This window comes from Janibacter sp. GXQ6167 (assembly GCF_041365945.1).
GTDB lineage: Bacteria > Actinomycetota > Actinomycetes > Actinomycetales > Dermatophilaceae > JBGFSK01.
In genome coordinates this window covers 49,529-66,642 of record NZ_JBGFSK010000006.1, presented here as the reverse complement: position 1 = coordinate 66,642, position 17,114 = coordinate 49,529, and the positions used below count along the sequence as shown (strand labels likewise).

Sequence of the window (17,114 nt, the reverse complement as noted above, 5' to 3'; positions counted from 1 at the left end):
CGCCCGGTACCTTTGCAGGGGTGACCCACGCCGTGCCTGCCATCCCGCCCCTCGTCGACATCGGGCCTTCGCTCGACGCCGCCCAACGCACGCGGTACGCACGCCACCTCCTGATGCCGATGATCGGCGAAGAGGGGCAGCGTCGCCTGCTCAACGCTCGAGTCGCCGTGGTCGGCGCCGGGGGTCTCGGTTCGCCGGCGTTGCTCTACCTCTCCGCCGCGGGTGTCGGTCGGGTCACGGTCATCGACGACGACTCCGTCGACCTGACGAACCTGCAGCGTCAGGTGATCCACGACGCGAGCGATGTCGGCCTCGCCAAGGTCGACAGCGCCGTCGCCCGGGTCCGCGAACTCAACCCGGACTGCCGGATCACCGGGATGCGCGCGCGGCTCACCGCCGAGACCGCGCGGGATCTGCTCGCCGGTCACGACCTAGTGCTCGACGGCAGCGACAACTTCCCGACGCGCTATGTGGTCAACGATGTGTGCGCCGAATTGGGCCTGCCCTTCATCTGGGCCGCGGTCTATCGGACCCAGGCGCAAGTGGCGCTCTTTTGGAAGGAACCCACGGTCCCCGGGGTCACCGGTGTCGACCTACGCGACCTCTTCCCCATCCCGCCGGATCCGACCGATGCTCCTGCCTGCGGCGATGCTGGCGTGCTCGGCCCGCTCGTCGGGCAGGTCGGCTCGCTGATGGCGACCGAGGCGCTGAAGCTGCTCACCGGGACCGGCGAGAGCCTGCTCGGACGGGTGCTCTACCTCGACTCGCTGACCTTCACCACCGCGCTTATCCCCCTTCGTCCCCGCAGCGCAGAACCCCCGGCGCGCACGCGCAGCCGGAGCGTCCCGCTACCGATGATCGGTCCGCGCGAGTTGGCGGCCTGGTTGGGACTACCCGGCACCAATGGCGCGGTTCCCCCGGAGCGACCGACGCCCTTCGTCCTTGACGTGCGCGAGCCGCAGGAGGTCGCGATGGGCCGGGTGCCCGGCGCTCACCCACGGCCGCTGGGAGATCTGCAAGATGACCCCACGTCGCACGAGGACCTCCCCCGCGATCGCGACATCGTCATCTACTGCAAGGCCGGACCCCGCGCGGTGGCCGCCGCGACCGCACTGCGCGATCGCGGCCTCACGAACCTCTATCTCCTCGATGGCGGGATCCTCGGGTGGATCGACCAGATCGACCCCACCATCCCGCGCTACTGACGACCAAGGCGTGATCGATGACCACCCATGAGGTGCCCGCGCCCCGCGCGCTGCTGACCTACGACGAGTACCGCGATGAAGTGCTCGCCTTGGTCTCGCCGACGCCACGCACCGAGAGGGTCCACCTCCGCGATGCTCTCGGACGGGTCCTCGCCGAGGACATCGCGTCGCCGATCGACGTGCCGCCCTTCGCTAACTCGGCGATGGATGGCTATGCGGTGCGCTGGGACGACCTCGCCGAAGGGGGCGAGACGCGCCTGATCGTGCGCGGCGATGTCCCCGCTGGCAGTCGCTGGGACCCGCCGGTGGCGCCCGGCGAGTGCGTCCGCGTGATGACGGGGGCTCCCGTCCCGAGCCTGACCGACTCCGTCGTCCCGGTCGAACTCACCGATGGCGGCCTCACCGAGGTGATCATCCGCGAACGCCCCGATCGGGGCCGCGGAGCCCACGTCCGCGGCGCGGGCGAGGATGTCTCCCGCGGGGCTCAAGTCGCCGCAGTGGGTGACCGGGTGGAGCCCGGCATCGTGTCGGCGCTCGCCGGGATCGGGATCGGTGAGGTCGAGGTCCGCGCCCGACCAGTGGTCGCCCTCGCCACCACCGGCGACGAGCTCGCTGCTCCGGGCACCGCTCTCGAGCGCGGCCAGATCTACGAATCCAATGGCCCGACCCTCGCCGCCCAACTGGCCACCCTCGGCGCCGAGGTCCTCAGGCGGGAACCGATCCGCGACGAGGTCGACGCCTTCGTTGCGGCGCTTGACGAGCTGGCGGCGCGTGCCGACCTCATCATCGTGACCGGCGGAGTGAGCGTCGGCGCGTACGACGTGGCACGTATCGCCTTGCAGGAGCATGCCGCAGCGACCTTCCGGCATGTGCGGATCCAGCCAGGCAAACCCCAGGGGTGGGCGCGGTGGCGGGGCCAGACCCCGGTCCTGGCCCTCCCCGGGAACCCCGTGAGCGCCGCGATCTCCTTCACCCTCTTCGGTCGCCCCATGGTCGAACGGCTCCTCGGCAGCCACCGCACCGACACCCTCACCACGGCGATCGCGGACGGGACGTGGCGCTCGCCATCGGGTCGACGCCAGTTTGTGCCGGTCTCCTTGCGCACGGACGTGGACGGTCGCCTGCTCGCCGCACCGACCCACCGGCGGGGCTCGGCCTCACACATGGTCACCTCGCTCGCCGGAGCCGACGCGCTGGCCGAGATCCCCGAGGAGACCACCGAGGTCGCTGCTCGCGACCTGATCCAGATTCGGAGCCTGACGTGACCGAGCACCCGCTGACCCATCTCGACGCCACCGGCGAGGCCCGGATGGTCGACGTGACCGGCAAGAGCCCGACCACGCGCGCCGCAACGGCCGCGGGACTGGTCCGCTGCTCCCCCGATGTCGTCGCGCTCCTTCGAGACGGGACGGTGCCGAAGGGGGATGTCCTCGCGGTCGCTCGCATCGCCGGGATCCAAGCCGCGAAAAAGACCCCCGACCTGCTCCCCCTAGCCCACGTCATCGGCGTCCACGGCGTGGTCGTCGACCTCGAGATCGTCGATCAGGGCGTGACCATCTCGGCGACCGTGCGCACGGCCGATCGGACCGGCGTGGAGATGGAGGCACTGACCTGCGTCGCGGTCGCTGGCCTCGCCGTCATCGACATGATCAAGGGGGTCGACCGCACGGCTCACTTGAGCGATGTGCGGCTGCTCGCCAAGGAGGGCGGGCGCTCCGGGACCTGGCGACGCGATGAGTAAGGCATCGGCCCCGGTGCCCTACGACGCAGTGATCGTCGCTGGCGGATCCGGCGAGCGCCTCGGCGGGGTGAGCAAACCCGATCTCGTCGTGCGCCAGGCGCGGCTCCTCGACCACGTCCTCGACGCAGTCGCGACCGCGCGCTCACGGGTCGTTGTCGGCGCCGTTGAGGTCCCCGACGGCGTCATCCGCACCAGTGAGGAACCGCCTCGGTCCGGGCCAGCCGCTGGCGTCGTCGCAGGCCTGACGGCACTCGGCGAGCCCGCCCCCTTCGTCGCCCTTCTCGCCTCCGACCTCGCGCATCCTGTCCCGGCCGTCGAGCGCCTGCTGGACGCGATGGATCCGGCCCAACCCGTCGATGGGTGGTGCCTCACCGACGGTGACGATCACCTCCAATGGCTCCTCGGCATTTACCGCGCGGCCTCGCTGCGAGAGGCGACGACGCGCCTCGGCGACCCAGTGAACCGGTCCATGGGCGCACTGCTTGGGAGCCTCGACCTCCACGCCGTCCCTGCCGACGATGAGCTCGTCGCCGATATCGACACCCCGGCGGATCTGCGCCGCCATCAACAAGGAGAACCGACATGAGCGACCTGGTTCAGGCCGAAGAGGTCTGGCACGACTGGATCGTTGACGCCTGCGGGCAGGTCGACATCGACCCCGCGAGCGTCGACGTGGGCGGCATTCACGACCTCACTCGGGTGATCGCGCACGAGTTCGAGCGGCCGATGGCACCGGTCGGCGCCTTCATCTTGGGCATGGCGATCGGTCGGCACCCTGACGCCGATCGAGCAGCCCTCCACGACGCGATCGAGCGCACGATTACCGAGCGGGTGAGCGAGCATGGCTGAGGTCCGGTACTTCGCGGCGGCTGGGGAGGCCGCCGGGGTGAGCGATGAGCACGTGAGCGCCGACACCCTCGGCGCCCTGCTCACCCTCGTGACGCAGCGCCATGGGCCGCGCCTCGGCTCTGTCTTGAACCGCTGCTCGGTGCTCGTCGACGGGTCCTTCTCGGCCGACCCGAAGACCCCCCTTCGGGCGGATTCCCGGGTCGATGTGTTGCCTCCCTTCGCGGGGGGCTAACCGCCGATCGCGCTCATCGGCCGCGGCGGCTGGAGGAATCCGGGGCGGTTGATCCCGTGACCAGCGAGTTTGCCCGCGACGCAGGTCCGCACGATCCGCTCGACCTCTTCGTCGGTCCCGTCGCTTCGCAAGATCTCGCGCAGATCGGATTCGCCCCGGGCGAAGAGGCAGGAGCGCAACTGGCCGTCCGCGGTGAGCCGGAGGCGATCGCAGGCGCCGCAGAAGGGCATCGTCACCGACGCGATGACCCCGACGACCGCCGCGCCGCCATCGACGAGGAAGCGCTCCGCGGGCGCGGCACCCCGTCCGGGAACCTCGGTCAGGGTGAACTCTTCGCGCAGGGCCGCCAGGATTTCGGCCCCGGTGATCATCTGGGAGCGCTGCCAGGTGTGCCCGCCGTCGAGGGGCATCTGCTCGATGAAGCGCAACTCATAGCCGTGCTCGAGCGCCCAGCGCAGCAGGTCGGCGGCCTCATCGTCATTGATGCCGCGCTGGAGGACGGAGTTGATCTTGACCGGCGCGAGGCCAGCGGAAGCCGCCGCCTCGATCCCGGCGATCACGTCATCGAAGCGATCCCGCCGGGTGATCTCGGCGAACCGCTCGCGCGAGAGGGTGTCCAAGCTGACGTTGACCCGGGCCAGCCCGGCTTCGTGAAGGGGGACCGCGAGCCGCTGAAGCCCGAGCCCGTTCGTCGTCATCGAGACCTCGAGTGGTCCATCCGGGCCGCTGATCGAGGCAACCCGAGCGACGACGTCGACGACATCGGGGCGGATGAGCGGTTCGCCACCGGTCAGTCGCACCTCGGTGATCCCGAGACCCGCAGCGATCTCCACGACCCGGACCAGCTCATCGGTGGTGAGCAGGTCCGGCTTCGCGAGCCACGGCACGCCCTCGGCGGGCATGCAATAGGTGCAGCGCAGATTGCAGTGATCGGTGAGCGAGACGCGCAGGTCACGGTGCACCCGGCCGTAGCGGTCCACGAGCGGCCCATCGGTCGGGACCGGGGCCGCACCGCTATCTCGTGGCGCGGGGTCGGGTAGGTCGATCAGCACGAGATTCCGGACCAGACGTGGGTGCCGTCGGCCTGGAACTGCCGCTTCCAGACTGGGAGGTCGTGTTTGACCGCCTCGACCACAGCCCGGCAGACCTCGAAGGCGGGAGCCCGGTGGGCGCTTGCGACCGCGGCGACGAGGGCGAGATCACCGACGACGAGCGTGCCGATCCGGTGCCCGATCGCGACATCGCAGGTCCCGTCGGGATCATGCTCGGCGAGGACGCGGGCCACGATCTGCTGGATCATCTGGGGCGCATCGGGATGGCAGGTGTATTCGATCCCGACGACCTCCCCCTCGGCTTCGGGGTCGTGGTCGCGGACCTGCCCGACGAAGGTCGTCACGGCGCCGTGACGTGGGGACTGCACGGCAGCAATCATCGCGGCCAGATCGAGCGGCTCGTTGCTGACCTCGGCGAGGACGCGGGCCATCAGTGGTCACCGCCTGCGAGTTGATCGAGGATGTGCGGGACGAGCGGGATGAGCACGGCGAGGCCCTCGCGGACCCCCTTCGGACTGCCCGGCAGGTTCGCCACGAGCGCACCGGCGAAGGCGGGCGCGATCGCGCCCTCCCCGGGATGGGCGTCGATGACACCGACGATGCCCCGGGTGAGGACGGCGTGCGGGGTGACCTCGGCGCCCTTCGCCCGCAGGAGTTCCGCCAGACCGGGGACCTCGCGGCTGATCACGTTGACGGTGCCCTCGGGAGTGCGATCGCGCGGTCCGACGCCGGTGCCACCGGTGGTGATGATCAGGCGGGCGCCGTCGGAGATGGCCGCGCGGATGGCCTCGGATACCGGGCCCGCGCCGTCGGGGATGATGTCGCCGCTCACGTCGTAACCGGCGGCGGTGAGGAGGTTTTCCGCCTCCGGTCCCGAGGCATCGGGTCGTGCCCCGCGCGCGGACCGGTCGGAGACCGTGATGACCCGAGCGAGGGTGCGGGTGGCGGTGGACTCTGGCACCACCACACGATACCTGTCGCGCTGCGCTCGACCCCAACGCCGCGGCCCCCACTGCACGAAGCAGGTGGGGGCCGCGGATGACGGGCGACGAGAGGTTAGAGCTGGCCGCCCAAGGTCACGCCGCCGTCGACGACGAGGGTCTGACCGGTGATCCAGCCCGCCTGCTCCGAGAGCAAGAAGGAGACCGCGCCGGCAATATCCTCCGGAGCGCCGAGGCGCTTCATCGGGTAGGCCGCAGCGACCTGCTCCTCACGCCCGGAGTAGAGCGCCTCGGCGAAGTTGGTCTTGACGACCGCGGGGGCGACGGCGTTGACCCGCACGTTCGGGCCCAGCTGGTAGCCGAGCTCGACGGTGAGGTGCATGACCGCCGCCTTGCTGACCGCGTACCACCCGATGAGGCCGGTCGCGCCGATCCCGGCGATCGAGGCGACGTTGACCACCGAGGTCAGGCCGCCCCCTTCGCCATCGGTCGGGCTCGCCGCGGTGCCCTTAGTGATCCACGAGGCCGTCGCGAAGACATTGGTCTCGAAGATCTTGCGCACCACATCGAGGTCGGCATCGAGCATCGGCCCGTAGACCGGGTTGATCCCGGTGTTGTTGACCAGCAGGTGCAGGCCACCGAAGGTCTCGCGGGCGGCCGCGATCACCTCGTCCTGGTGAGCCGCGTCGCTCGCGTTGCCCGGCACGCCGAGGGCCACGTCGGGGCCCCCGAGCTGCGCGACGGCCTCGGCGAGCGGCTCGGGCTTGCGACCGGTGATGACCACCTTCGCGCCCTCGCCGACCAGGTGCTGGGCGATCCCGAGGCCGATGCCCCGGGACGCACCGGTGATGATGGCGACTTTGCCGTCATGCAGACCCATGTGGGTGATCCCCTTCGTGGTGGTGGAAGAGCGGAGGTCGTCGGTTAGAGACCGAGGTCCCGGCCGATGAGTTCCTTCATGATCTCGTTGGTGCCGGCCCAGATCTTGTGTACGCGGGCGTCCTTCCAGGCGCGGGCGACGCGGTACTCGTTCATGAAGCCGTAGCCACCGTGGAGCTGGACGCACTCGTCGAGGACATCGCTTTGGACCTCGGCGGCCCACCACTTCGCCTTGGCGGCGTCGACGGCGGTGAGCTTGCCCTCGGCGTGCGCGGCGACGCAGTCGTCGACATAGGCCTCGGTGACCTCGACCTTGGTGACGAGCTCGGCGAGCTTGAACTTGTTGTGCTGGAAGGTGCCGATCGGCTGACCGAAGGCCTTGCGGTCCTTGGTGTACTGGATCGTCTCTTCGAGGATCTGGCGGGCGTTGGCGATGTTGGCGATCGCGTTGCCGAGGCGCTCCTGCGGCAGCTTTTGCATCATCGCGATGAAGCCCATGCCCTCCGGGCCGAGGAGGCGGTCACCAGGGACGCGGACGTTGTCGAAGAACAGCTCGGAGGTGTCGGACTCGGGCTGACCGACCTTGTCCAGCGGCTGGCCCTTGGTGAAGCCCTCGTCCTCCTTCTCCAGGACGAACAGAGAGATGCCCTTGGCGCCCTTCGACGGGTCGGTGCGGGCCGCGACGACCGCGAGGTCGCACTGGTGGCCGTTGGTGATGAAGGTCTTCGAGCCGTTGATGATCCAGTCGCCGGAGCCGTCGTCGGCCTTGACCGCGGTGGTCTTCAGCGAGGCGAGGTCCGAACCGCCGGAGGGCTCGGTCATCCCGATCGCCATGATCTTCTCGCCCGCTGCGACGCCGGGGAGCCAGCGCTGCTTCTGCTCGTCGGTGCCGAGGGCGACGACGTAGGGGGCGGTGATGTCGGAGTGGATCCCGAAGCAGGACGCGGTCGCCGCGTTGAACTTCGCAAGCTCCTCGGCGAGGACGGCGTTGAAGCGGTAGTCATCGATCCCGGCGCCCCCGAACTCCTCGGGCACGGTGAGGCCGAAGAAGCCCTGCTGGCCGGCCTCGAGCCACACCTCCCGCGGGATGGAGTGCTCGGCGATCATCGACTCGGTGCGCGGGACCAGGGTCCGCTCGACGAACTCCTTGACGGAGGAGCGGAAGGACTCGTGATCGGCGTCATAGAGGTTACGAGGCATTGATCTTCTTTCCCTTCGCGAAGGGCGTCGGCGCCGTTCGCTTTTTCTACGAGTAAGGAATCGGGGCTTGGCCGGCTGCGTGTGCGGGCACACAAAGATGACTAAGCGCTTGCTTAGTCTTGTCGACCCAGGGCATGCTGTCAACGTGACCAGCACCTCTTCCCCGGCCCCAGTCGTGACCCCGAGCTCAAACTCGGCCACCGTCTTGCGCCTCTTCGAGGCCGCGGCAGACGCCTTCTCTGCCAAAGGGTTTCACGCCACGACGACCCGGGACATCGCCTCGCGCGCCGGGCTCTCCCCCGCCGGGGTCTACGTCCACTTCGCGAGCAAAGAGGACCTGCTCTTCCAGTTGAGCCGCGAGGGTCACGAGGTCTCACGCGATTCGCTGATCGAGGCGGTCGCGGCATCGTCCTCGCAAACCGAGGCCCTGCGCGCCATGATCGGCGCCTTCGCCCGCTGGCACGCCGAGCAGCACCAGGTCGCGCGGATCGTGCAGTACGAGTTCCGCCACCTAAGCGACGAGCACCAGCAGGAAGTCCTCGCGCTGCGCCGCGAAATCGACCGGATCGTCGAACAGGTGATCACCGCGGGCGTCGCCTCCGGCGAGTTCACCGCCGTCGACCCCAAGGCCACCGCTCTCGCCGCCATGTCCATGGCCGTCGACGTGGCCCGCTGGTACCACCCCGGAGTGCGCCAGACCCCCGAAGAGATCGAGCGGACCTACGCCGACCTCGCGCTGCGCCTCGTCGGCGTCAACCCCACCGACACCTAAACCCCCTCCCCCTCCCCGTCCCGACTTTGCTTAAGCACGTCCTCGTTGCCGACCCTCCAGGGTGAGCAACGAGGACGTGCTTAAGCAAAGTCAGTCGAAGGGGGATTGACCCGATGATCGAACATGTGTTCGACTTAGAGGGTGTCCGCTGCAGCCGTCGTCGCCGAACTCGCCGCTCGGGTGCAGGCCATGGAGGCAACCCGCCCGGCCCGCACCGCGCTGGCGCTCGACGATGCCGGTCACGCCCTGCTCCCCGATGGCTTGGTCGCCGGGAACACCTACCTGATCGAGGGGTCGACGACCCTGGCCGCGGCCCTCGCCGCGAGCGCCTGCGCCCCTGGCTACTGGAGCGCGGTCATCGGGGTCCCGGCGCTCGGCGCGGAGGCCGCCCACGCCCATGGGCTTGACCTCGATCGCACCCTCCTCGTCCCCGACCCGGGCCCCGACTGGTGCGAGGTCGTCGCCGCCGTCATCGAAGCGGTTTCGGTCGTGGTGCTCACGCCACCGTCGCGGCCGAGCCCTGGTGAGGTCGCGCGCATCTCGGCCCGGTTGCGGGCCCGGACCGCCGCGCTGATCCTGCTCGCCGAGGATGAGGCCGGACCGGCGCGGGCCTGGCCTCGCGTCGCCTCCCGGATCACCTTGCACGGCAGTCGGTGGCGCGGGATTGGCGAAGGGCGCGGACACCTCACTGGTCGTGAACTCGGCATCGAAGTCACGACCCGCAGCGCTCCCCCACGCCGAGTCACCCTCATCCAGCAGATCGATGGCCTGCGCCGCCCGAGCGAGGGCAGCCAAAGCGCCGAAGGGCGCCGCGGCGTCGACATCCAGGTCGCGTCATGACCGCCTCGTTGGCTTCGGCCACCCTCGCGCACACCGAAGGCAGCCGCCGTCTCGTGCTGTGGTGCCCCGACTGGCCGGTGCGGGCCGCCGCCACCAGCATCAGTTTTGGCGAGCGCGTCCCGGTGGCGGTCTTCGCCGCCGGGCGGGTCCACGCCTGCTCGGCGACCGCGAGGCGGGCCGGCGTGCGGCGGGGCTTAAGGACCCGAGAAGCGCAGGCCCGCTGCCCGGACCTGCTTGTCCTGCAACACGATCCGGCTCTCGACGAGCGCGCCTTCGCACCCTTGGTCGCCGCGGTGACCGAGCTCGCGCCCGCCGTGCAGGTCCTACGCCCCGGCACCCTCGCGTTGCCGATCACCGGTGTCGCCCGCTATCACGGCGACGAGACGGTGGCCGCAGCCCTGCTCGCCGAGTGTCTGGTGGGACTTGGCATCGACGACCTGCGGATCGGGATCGCCGATGCCACCTTCACCGCCGAGCAGGCCGCCCGCCTCGCCGCCGCGCAGGAGTGGCGGGTCATCCCACCCGGCGGCGATGCCCACTTCCTCGCACCCCTGCCGGTCTCCTGCCTCGCTCGCCCCGAGTTGGAGAGCCTCCTGCGCCGCCTCGGCCTGCGCACCCTCGGCGAGTTCGCGGGGTTGGACGAGCACGATGTGCACCACCGTTTCGGCCCCGATGGGCTCGCCGCGCACCGCCAAGCGTCGGGCACCGAAGCCACCCCCTTCGTCGCGCATCGGCCCCCGCACGAACACGAAACGAGCGTGCACCTCGATACCCCCCTGCGCCGGGCCGAGCAGGTTGTCATGAGCTCTAAGGAGGCGGTCATCACGCTGATCCGAGAGCTCGACCGGGCGCGTCTGGCGTGTACCGCGGCATGGATCGAGGTCGGCGATGACGAAGGGCGGGTGACCGAGCGGCGTTGGGCCCACCCGGGGTGCTTCGACGCCCACGACCTGCTCGACCGGATCCGCTGGCAACTCGACGCCGAGCCCCCGGCCTCGCCGGTCGTCTCGGTGCGGATCGTCCCGGACGAACTCATCCCCGCCGGTGATCTCGCCGAGGGCCTCTGGGGCGAGCGCGCCGGACCACACGTGCAGCGGGCCGCGAGCGCCGTGCAGGGGATGCTCGGGCGCTCCGCGATCGGCACGGCGGCCCTTGCCGGTGGTCGGGCCCCCGGTGAGCGCCAGGTCTTCGTGCCCTGGGGCGATGCGCCCCCGCGCTCGGTCGCTGCGCCCTGGCCGGGTCACGTGCCGCCACCACAGCCAGCCACGGTCTATCCGCAGCCGCGCGAGGCGAGCCTGCAGGACGCCCGCGGCGAGAACATCGCGCTCACCGAGCGCGGCGCCCTCACCGCGACGCCGACCCACTGTCGCCCCCAGGCCGACGGGCCGATGCTGCCCGTCACCGCCTGGGCCGGCCCCTGGGAGAGCGAGCAGCGCTGGTGGGCGCCCGGCGAGACCCGCCGTGTCGCTCGCGTCCAAATCGTCGCCGTGGACGGCTCGGCCTGGCTGCTCGCGCTCGAGGGCGGGCGGTGGTGGACCGAGGCGCGCTATGACTAGGCGCGCCCGAGACACCCGAGTCGATGTATCCGGACGTCACCAGCGACCACGGGATACATCGACTGCGCGAGAGGGAGTGGGCTGATGGGGTGGGAAAACCGGCCCATGCCCTGGCGCGAACTCGAAGGGACCCTCTCTGGGACCAGGATCGGGCGGACCCGTCCCGACGGCAGCGACGCGCCGGGATGGTCCCACCACCGAGCGCCCTATATCCCGCCGACGCTCACCCCTTCGCCCTCGCAGGTGCCCTACGCCGAGTTGCACGCGCACTCCTCCTTCAGCTTCCTCGACGGGGCGAGTAGCCCCGAAGCGCTGGTGCAAGAGGCGGTTCGCCTGGGCTTGCGGGGCCTGGCCCTGACCGACCACGACGGCTTCTACGGCGCGGTTCGCCTCGCCGAGGCCGCCGAAGGCCATGACCTCCCGACGATCTACGGCGCCGAACTCTCCCTCGACGTCCCCGCACCCCAGGCCGGGGTCCCCGACCCCGCCGGTGAGCACCTCGTCGTCCTGGCCCGAGGCACCGAGGGCTATCACCGGCTCAGTTCGGCGATGACCCGCGCGCACCTTGCCGGGGAGAAGGGGGCGCCGCGCTACGACCGCGACGCTCTCACCGACGAGATCGCCGGGCACGTCCTGGTCCTTACCGGATGCCGGAAGGGTGCCGTGCCCGCCGCCCTCGGCGATGGCCTGCTCACCCCCTTCAACCATCGCGCCGCGGACCGAGCCCTCCATGAACTCATCGAGCGCTACGGCCGCGAGCAAGTCTTCGTGGAGCTCACCCACCACGGTCGGCCCGGGGACGACGCGCGGATCGACGCGCTCGCCGCGGTCGCGGACCGAGCCGGAGTGGGGGTCGTCGCGACCACCGGTGCGCACGCGGCGGCGCCCGACCAGGCCCGCCTCGCCCAGGTCGTCGCGGCGGTCCGGGCGCGCGGGAGCCTCGATGACCTTGACGGCTGGCTCCCCGCGGTCGGGCGGAACCACCTGCACTCCGGAGATGAGATGCACCGCCTCCTCGGCCACATCCCCGGGGCGATCGAACGGACGGTCGAGATCGCCGCCGAATGCTCGTTTTCGCTGCGCAAGGCGACGCCCCGCCTCCCGCGGCATCACATCCCGGCGGGCCACACCGCGATGTCCTGGCTACGCGAACTCGTCCGCCGCGGCCTGCCCTGGCGCTACCCCGAGGCGACGCCAGCGCACCACGCGCGGATCGAGCATGAGCTCTCGGTCATCGAGTCCAAGGACTTCCCCGGCTACTTCATCATCGTCCACGACATCGCCGCCTTCGCGAGTTCGCAGGGCATCCTCTACCAGGGGCGAGGGAGCGCCGCCGCCTCGGCCGTGTGTTACGTCCTCGGGGTCACCGCGATCGACCCGATCCGCTATGCCCTGCCCTTCGAGCGCTTCCTCGCGACGACCCGCGACGAGGAGCCGGATATCGACATCGACTTCGACTCCGACCGGCGCGAAGAGGTGATCCAGTGGGTCTACGAGCGGTACGGACGGCTCAACGCCGCGCAGGTCGCCAATGTGATCACCTACCGGCCGCGTTCGGCGGTGCGCGATGTCGCCAAGGCGCTCGGCCACTCCCCCGGCCAGCAAGATGCCTGGAGCAAGCAGGTCGGCCGGTGGAACGACCTCGCCGGCGGCGAGCACGAGATCCCCGATGATGTCATCGCGCTCGCCGGGGACCTCATGCACGCTCCACGCCACCTCGGGATCCACTCCGGCGGGATGGTCTTGACCGAGCGGCCGGTGAGTGAGGTCTGCCCGATCGAGCCCGCCCGCATGCCGGGGCGCACCGTGCTCCAGTGGGACAAGGACGACTGCGCCTGGATGGGCCTGGTGAAGTTCGACCTGCTAGGCCTGGGCATGCTCGGCGCGATCCAATACACCTTCGATCTCGTCGCCGAGCACCTCGGGGAGGAACTCACCCTCGCGAACCTGCCGAAGGAGGAGGCCGGGGTCTACGACATGCTCTGCCGCGCCGACTCGATCGGCGTCTTCCAGGTCGAGTCCCGCGCCCAGATCGGCACCCTGCCACGCCTTCGCCCCCGCTGCTTCTACGACCTCGTCATCGAGATCGCGCTAATCCGGCCCGGCCCGATCCAAGGCGGCGCGATCCACCCTTACCTGCGCCGTCGCACCGGCATGGACCCCGTCACCTACCTGCACCCCTGCCTCGAACCGGTCCTCGAGCGCACCCTCGGCGTCCCGCTCTTCCAAGAGCAACTCATGCAGATGGCGGTCGCGATCTCGGGCTTCGACGCCGACGAGGCCGATGCCCTCCGCCGAGCGCTGGGCTCCAAACGGGGCATCGAGCGGATCGCGGACCTGCGCGATCGCCTCTTCGCCGGGATGGCCGCCAATGGGATCACCGGTGATGATGCCGAAGAGGTCTACGCCAAGATCGCGGCCTTTGCGAACTTCGGCTTCGCCGAGTCCCATTCGCTGAGTTTCGCGCTGCTCGTCTACGCCTCGTCATGGCTGAAGTTGCACCACCCGGGCGCCTTCCTCGCCGGGCTGCTGCGTGCCCAGCCGATGGGCTTTTACTCCCCACAAAGCCTCGTCGCCGATGCCCGGCGCCATGGCGTCACCGTGCACCGGCCGTGCATCAACGCCTCGGGCGTGCATGCCGGGTTGGAGCCGCTCGAAGGGGGGCCGCGCCCACCGGGGGACCACGTCGCGGCGACCGGCCAGCCCGAGTGCCTCGCGACCGAGCAGCCCACGGTGCCCCCCTTCGTCCCAGGCACCGCCGATCCCACACCGCAGCACCGGCGCGACGGGGCGCTCGCGGTCCGGTTGGGCCTCGCCGCGGTCACCTCCCTTGATGTCGACACCGCGCAGCGCATCGTCGACGCCCGAGAGTCAGGTCCCTTCACGAACCTGATCGACCTCACCCGGCGGGTCGCGCTCACCGCCCCCCAGGTCGAAGCCCTCGCAACCTCAGGAGCCTTCGACGGGTTTGGCCTGACCCGCCGTCAGGCCCTGTGGGGTGCGGGCCTCGCCGCCCAACAACAACCGGGCCAGCTCGAAGAGGTCACTCCCCGGGTGGGAGCGCCCCGGCTGCCCGAGCTCAGCCCGGTCGAGGAGACGATGGCCGATCTGTGGTCGACCGGCGTCGCGACCGGAGACCACCCGATCGCGCACGAGCGCGGCTTCCTCGACGCGATGGGGGTCCTCGCGGCCTCGCAGCTTCGGGACGCGCGCAGCGGCTCTCGGATTCAGGTCGCCGGGGTCGTGACCCACCGGCAGCGCCCGGCGACGGCCGGGGGCGTCACCTTCATCAACCTCGAAGACGAGACCGGGATGACCAATGTGATCTGCACCGAGGGGGTCTTCGCCCGGTGTCGCCCGCACTCGGTGACCGCGCCCGCGCTGCTCGTCCGGGGCCTGCTCGAGATCCGCGATGGCGCGGTCAATGTGCTCGCGGACCGGCTCCAGCCGCTCGCCATCTCCGGGAAGGTGCGCTCTCGCGATTTCCGCTAGTCGACGACGATCCCGAAGGGGGTGAGCAGGCCCAGCGCTTCCGCCGGGTCGAGGCGTAGTCCGGTGACGGTGTTGTCGCGGGGGTCGAGGGTCAGTTCCACGCTCGATCGCAGGTCCGCATCCCGCAGGTCGGTGCGCACAAAACGGGCGCCCGCGAGATCGCAGCTGTCGAAGCGAGCCCGCCTAAGGTCCGCGTCGTCGAAGTCCACGCCGCGCATCCGGCAACCCACGAAGCGCGCTTCGATCAGGCTCATCCCGATGAAGGAGCTGTCGTCGAGCCGCGAGTCGACGACGGTCCAGGGTTCGGCGATCAGACCGGAGGTCCGGGTTTGCGCCCAGGCAACCCCGAGGGCACGGGAGTCGCGAATCGTGCACCCGCCCACGAGGGTGTCGGTGAGGTCGACGCGGCTGAGGTCGCTCTCAACCACCGTGCAATCGCGCAGGGTGCAGCGGATCAGCCCGGCGCCGACGAGAGTGACGCGCTCGAAGGTGCAGTCCTCGAACTCGACGTCGCTGACCCGCTCGCCCGGCTCCAGCCCACCCGTGAGGTGCTCACCGACCACCGACGTGGTGGCGCCGAGCACCTCACGGAGCGGGCGGGCTGACACCGGGATCAGTCGCGCGTCAGCTTGCGGTAGGTGACGCGGTGCGGGCGGGCCGCCTCTTCGCCGAGGCGCTCGACCTTGTTCTTCTCGTACGCCTCGAAGTTGCCCTCGAACCAGTACCACTTCGCGGGGTCCTCTTCGGTGCCTTCGTAGGCGAGGATGTGGGTCGCGACACGGTCGAGGAACCACCGGTCGTGGGAGATGACCACGGCGCAGCCCGGGAAGTCGAGCAGCGCGTTTTCGAGCGAGCCGAGCGTTTCGACATCGAGGTCGTTGGTCGGCTCGTCGAGGAGCAGCAGGTTCCCACCTTCCTTCAGGGTCAGGGCGAGGTTCAGCCGGTTGCGCTCACCACCGGAGAGGACCCCGGCCTTCTTCTGCTGGTCCGGACCTTTGAAGCCGAACTGGCTCACGTAGGCCCGGCTCGGGATCTCGACCTTGCCGACCTGGATGTGGTCCAGCCCGTCCGAGACGACCTCCCAGAGCGACTTCTCGGGATCGATGCCGCCGCGGGACTGGTCGACATAGGAGATCTCGACAGTCTCGCCGATGTCCACGGTCCCGGCGTCGGGCTCTTCGAGGCCAACGATCGTCTTGAAGAGGGTCGTCTTACCCACACCATTGGGGCCGATGACACCGACGATGCCGTTACGGGGCAGGGTGAAGGACAGATTGTCGATCAAGACGCGGTCATCGAAGCCCTTCCTCAGATCCTTGACCTCGATCACCTTGCTGCCAAGGCGCGGGCCCGGCGGGATCTGGATCTCTTCGAAGTCGAGCTTGCGGGTCCGGTCGGCTTCGGCCGCCATCTCCTCGTAGCGCTGAAGGCGGGCCTTGGACTTCGTCTGGCGGGCCTTGGCGTTGGAGCGAACCCACTCAAGCTCGGACTTCAGGCGCTTGGCGAGCTTGGCGTCCTTCTTGCCCTGGATCTGCAGACGCTCCTGCTTCTTCTCCAGGTAGGTCGAGTAGTTGCCCTCGTAGGGGTAGAGCCGGCCGCGGTCGACCTCGGCGATCCACTGCGCGACGTTGTCCATGAAGTACCGGTCGTGCGTGACCGCGACGACGGCGCCCGGGTAGGCGGCGAGGTGCTGCTCGAGCCACAGCACCGACTCGGCGTCAAGGTGGTTCGTGGGCTCGTCAAGGAGCAGAAGGTCCGGCTTGCTGAGGAGCAGTTTGCACAGGGCCACGCGGCGGCGCTCACCACCGGAGAGGTTGGTCACGGGCAGGTCCCCGGGCGGGCAGCGGAGGGCATCCATCGCCTGCTCCAGCTGGTTGTCGAGGTCCCAGGCGTCGGCGTGGTCGATCTCCTCCTGGAGCTTGCCCATCTCCTCCATCAGCGCGTCGAAGTCGGCATCCGGGTCGGCCATCTGCTCGGAGATCTCGTTGTAGCGGTCCAGCTTGGCCTTGATCTCGCCGGCGCCCTCCTGGACGTTTTCAAGGACCGTCTTGTCCTCGGTAAGCGGCGGCTCCTGCAGCAGGATCCCGACCGTCGCGCCCTTCGCCAGCTGCGCTTCACCGTTCGACGGCTGGTCGAGACCGGCCATGATCTTCAGGATCGTCGACTTGCCCGCGCCGTTTGGACCGACCATGCCGATCTTCGCGCCAGGGAAGAAAGACATCGAGACGTCGTCGAGGATGACCTTCTCGTTGTGCGCCTTGCGCGCTCGGGTCATGGTGTAGATGTACTCGGCCATGAGGGCAGGCTATCCAGGCGACCCCGTCCCGCCCGAATCCGCGCCCGAAGGTCAGCGAT

17 protein-coding genes are annotated in these 17,114 nt (G+C 69.9%); 10 read left to right on the top strand and 7 right to left on the bottom strand.

What is annotated here, in order from left to right:
• Positions 1-20: 20 nt before the first annotated feature.
• Genes AB8K43_RS10460 through AB8K43_RS10435 form a run of 6 tightly spaced genes read left to right on the top strand, consistent with a single transcriptional unit; the run spans position 21 to position 4,027 of the window.
• A complete protein-coding gene (locus tag AB8K43_RS10460) occupies positions 21-1,205 on the top strand; it encodes a ThiF family adenylyltransferase (protein WP_370894089.1) in 1,185 nt (394 codons plus the stop codon).
• A gap of 17 nt (positions 1,206-1,222) precedes the next feature.
• Positions 1,223-2,470: a gephyrin-like molybdotransferase Glp gene (glp, locus tag AB8K43_RS10455; protein ID WP_370894087.1), complete on the top strand. Its 1,248-nt coding sequence runs from the start codon at positions 1,223-1,225 to the stop codon at positions 2,468-2,470.
• Positions 2,467-2,946 carry a cyclic pyranopterin monophosphate synthase MoaC gene (gene moaC / locus AB8K43_RS10450; RefSeq protein ID WP_370894085.1) on the top strand — a complete coding sequence of 160 codons (480 nt, stop codon included), beginning with the start codon at positions 2,467-2,469 and terminating at the stop codon, positions 2,944-2,946. The genes glp and moaC overlap by 4 nt, the downstream gene beginning before the upstream one ends.
• Entirely contained in the window at positions 2,939-3,532 is a 594-nt protein-coding gene (locus AB8K43_RS10445) for a molybdenum cofactor guanylyltransferase (protein ID WP_370894084.1), read from the top strand. Before moaC ends, AB8K43_RS10445 begins: the two co-directional genes overlap by 8 nt.
• Positions 3,529-3,795 (top strand): DUF6457 domain-containing protein, encoded by a 267-nt coding sequence (locus AB8K43_RS10440; RefSeq protein WP_370894082.1) that lies wholly within the window; start codon positions 3,529-3,531, stop codon positions 3,793-3,795. Before AB8K43_RS10445 ends, AB8K43_RS10440 begins: the two co-directional genes overlap by 4 nt.
• Positions 3,788-4,027 (top strand): MoaD/ThiS family protein, encoded by a 240-nt coding sequence (locus AB8K43_RS10435; protein WP_370894081.1) that lies wholly within the window; start codon positions 3,788-3,790, stop codon positions 4,025-4,027. The genes AB8K43_RS10440 and AB8K43_RS10435 overlap by 8 nt, the downstream gene beginning before the upstream one ends.
• Here AB8K43_RS10435 and moaA read toward each other — a convergent pair.
• From moaA to AB8K43_RS10410, 5 genes are all read right to left on the bottom strand, one after another.
• Positions 4,024-5,073 carry a GTP 3',8-cyclase MoaA gene (gene moaA / locus AB8K43_RS10430; protein ID WP_370894268.1) on the bottom strand — a complete coding sequence of 350 codons (1,050 nt, stop codon included), beginning with the start codon at positions 5,071-5,073 and terminating at the stop codon, positions 4,024-4,026. The genes AB8K43_RS10435 and moaA overlap by 4 nt on opposite strands.
• Positions 5,073-5,510 (bottom strand): molybdenum cofactor biosynthesis protein MoaE, encoded by a 438-nt coding sequence (locus AB8K43_RS10425; protein ID WP_370894079.1) that lies wholly within the window; start codon positions 5,508-5,510, stop codon positions 5,073-5,075. Before AB8K43_RS10425 ends, moaA begins: the two co-directional genes overlap by 1 nt.
• On the bottom strand, positions 5,510-6,040 hold the full coding sequence (locus AB8K43_RS10420; RefSeq protein WP_370894077.1) for a molybdenum cofactor biosynthesis protein B: 531 nt from the start codon (positions 6,038-6,040) through the stop codon (positions 5,510-5,512). Before AB8K43_RS10420 ends, AB8K43_RS10425 begins: the two co-directional genes overlap by 1 nt.
• Positions 6,041-6,135: 95 nt before the next feature.
• A complete protein-coding gene (locus tag AB8K43_RS10415; RefSeq protein WP_370894075.1) occupies positions 6,136-6,900 on the bottom strand; it encodes an SDR family oxidoreductase in 765 nt (254 codons plus the stop codon).
• 44 nt (positions 6,901-6,944) lie between these two features.
• Entirely contained in the window at positions 6,945-8,099 is a 1,155-nt protein-coding gene (locus AB8K43_RS10410; RefSeq protein ID WP_370894073.1) for an acyl-CoA dehydrogenase family protein, read from the bottom strand.
• 145 nt (positions 8,100-8,244) lie between these two features.
• On the opposite strand from AB8K43_RS10410, the gene AB8K43_RS10405 reads away from it, so the two are divergent.
• The 4 genes from AB8K43_RS10405 to AB8K43_RS10390 all read left to right on the top strand — a co-directional run bounded on the left by AB8K43_RS10405 (position 8,245) and on the right by AB8K43_RS10390 (position 14,759).
• Positions 8,245-8,871, top strand: coding sequence for a TetR/AcrR family transcriptional regulator (locus AB8K43_RS10405; RefSeq protein ID WP_370894071.1), 627 nt, complete (start codon positions 8,245-8,247; stop codon positions 8,869-8,871).
• Positions 8,872-9,012: 141 nt separating this feature from the next.
• Complete coding sequence (locus tag AB8K43_RS10400) at positions 9,013-9,711, top strand: hypothetical protein (RefSeq protein WP_370894069.1); 699 nt, start codon at positions 9,013-9,015, stop codon at positions 9,709-9,711.
• A complete protein-coding gene (locus AB8K43_RS10395; protein WP_370894067.1) occupies positions 9,708-11,267 on the top strand; it encodes a DNA polymerase Y family protein in 1,560 nt (519 codons plus the stop codon). The genes AB8K43_RS10400 and AB8K43_RS10395 overlap by 4 nt, the downstream gene beginning before the upstream one ends.
• A gap of 84 nt (positions 11,268-11,351) precedes the next feature.
• Positions 11,352-14,759, top strand: a complete 3,408-nt coding sequence (locus AB8K43_RS10390; protein ID WP_370894065.1) for an error-prone DNA polymerase — start codon at positions 11,352-11,354, stop codon at positions 14,757-14,759.
• Here the strand turns inward: AB8K43_RS10390 and AB8K43_RS10385 are convergent.
• A complete protein-coding gene (locus tag AB8K43_RS10385) occupies positions 14,756-15,367 on the bottom strand; it encodes a pentapeptide repeat-containing protein (protein WP_370894063.1) in 612 nt (203 codons plus the stop codon). The genes AB8K43_RS10390 and AB8K43_RS10385 overlap by 4 nt on opposite strands.
• A 5-nt stretch (positions 15,368-15,372) precedes the next feature.
• Complete coding sequence (gene ettA / locus AB8K43_RS10380; protein ID WP_370894061.1) at positions 15,373-17,055, bottom strand: energy-dependent translational throttle protein EttA; 1,683 nt, start codon at positions 17,053-17,055, stop codon at positions 15,373-15,375.
• Positions 17,056-17,114 lie beyond the last annotated feature (59 nt).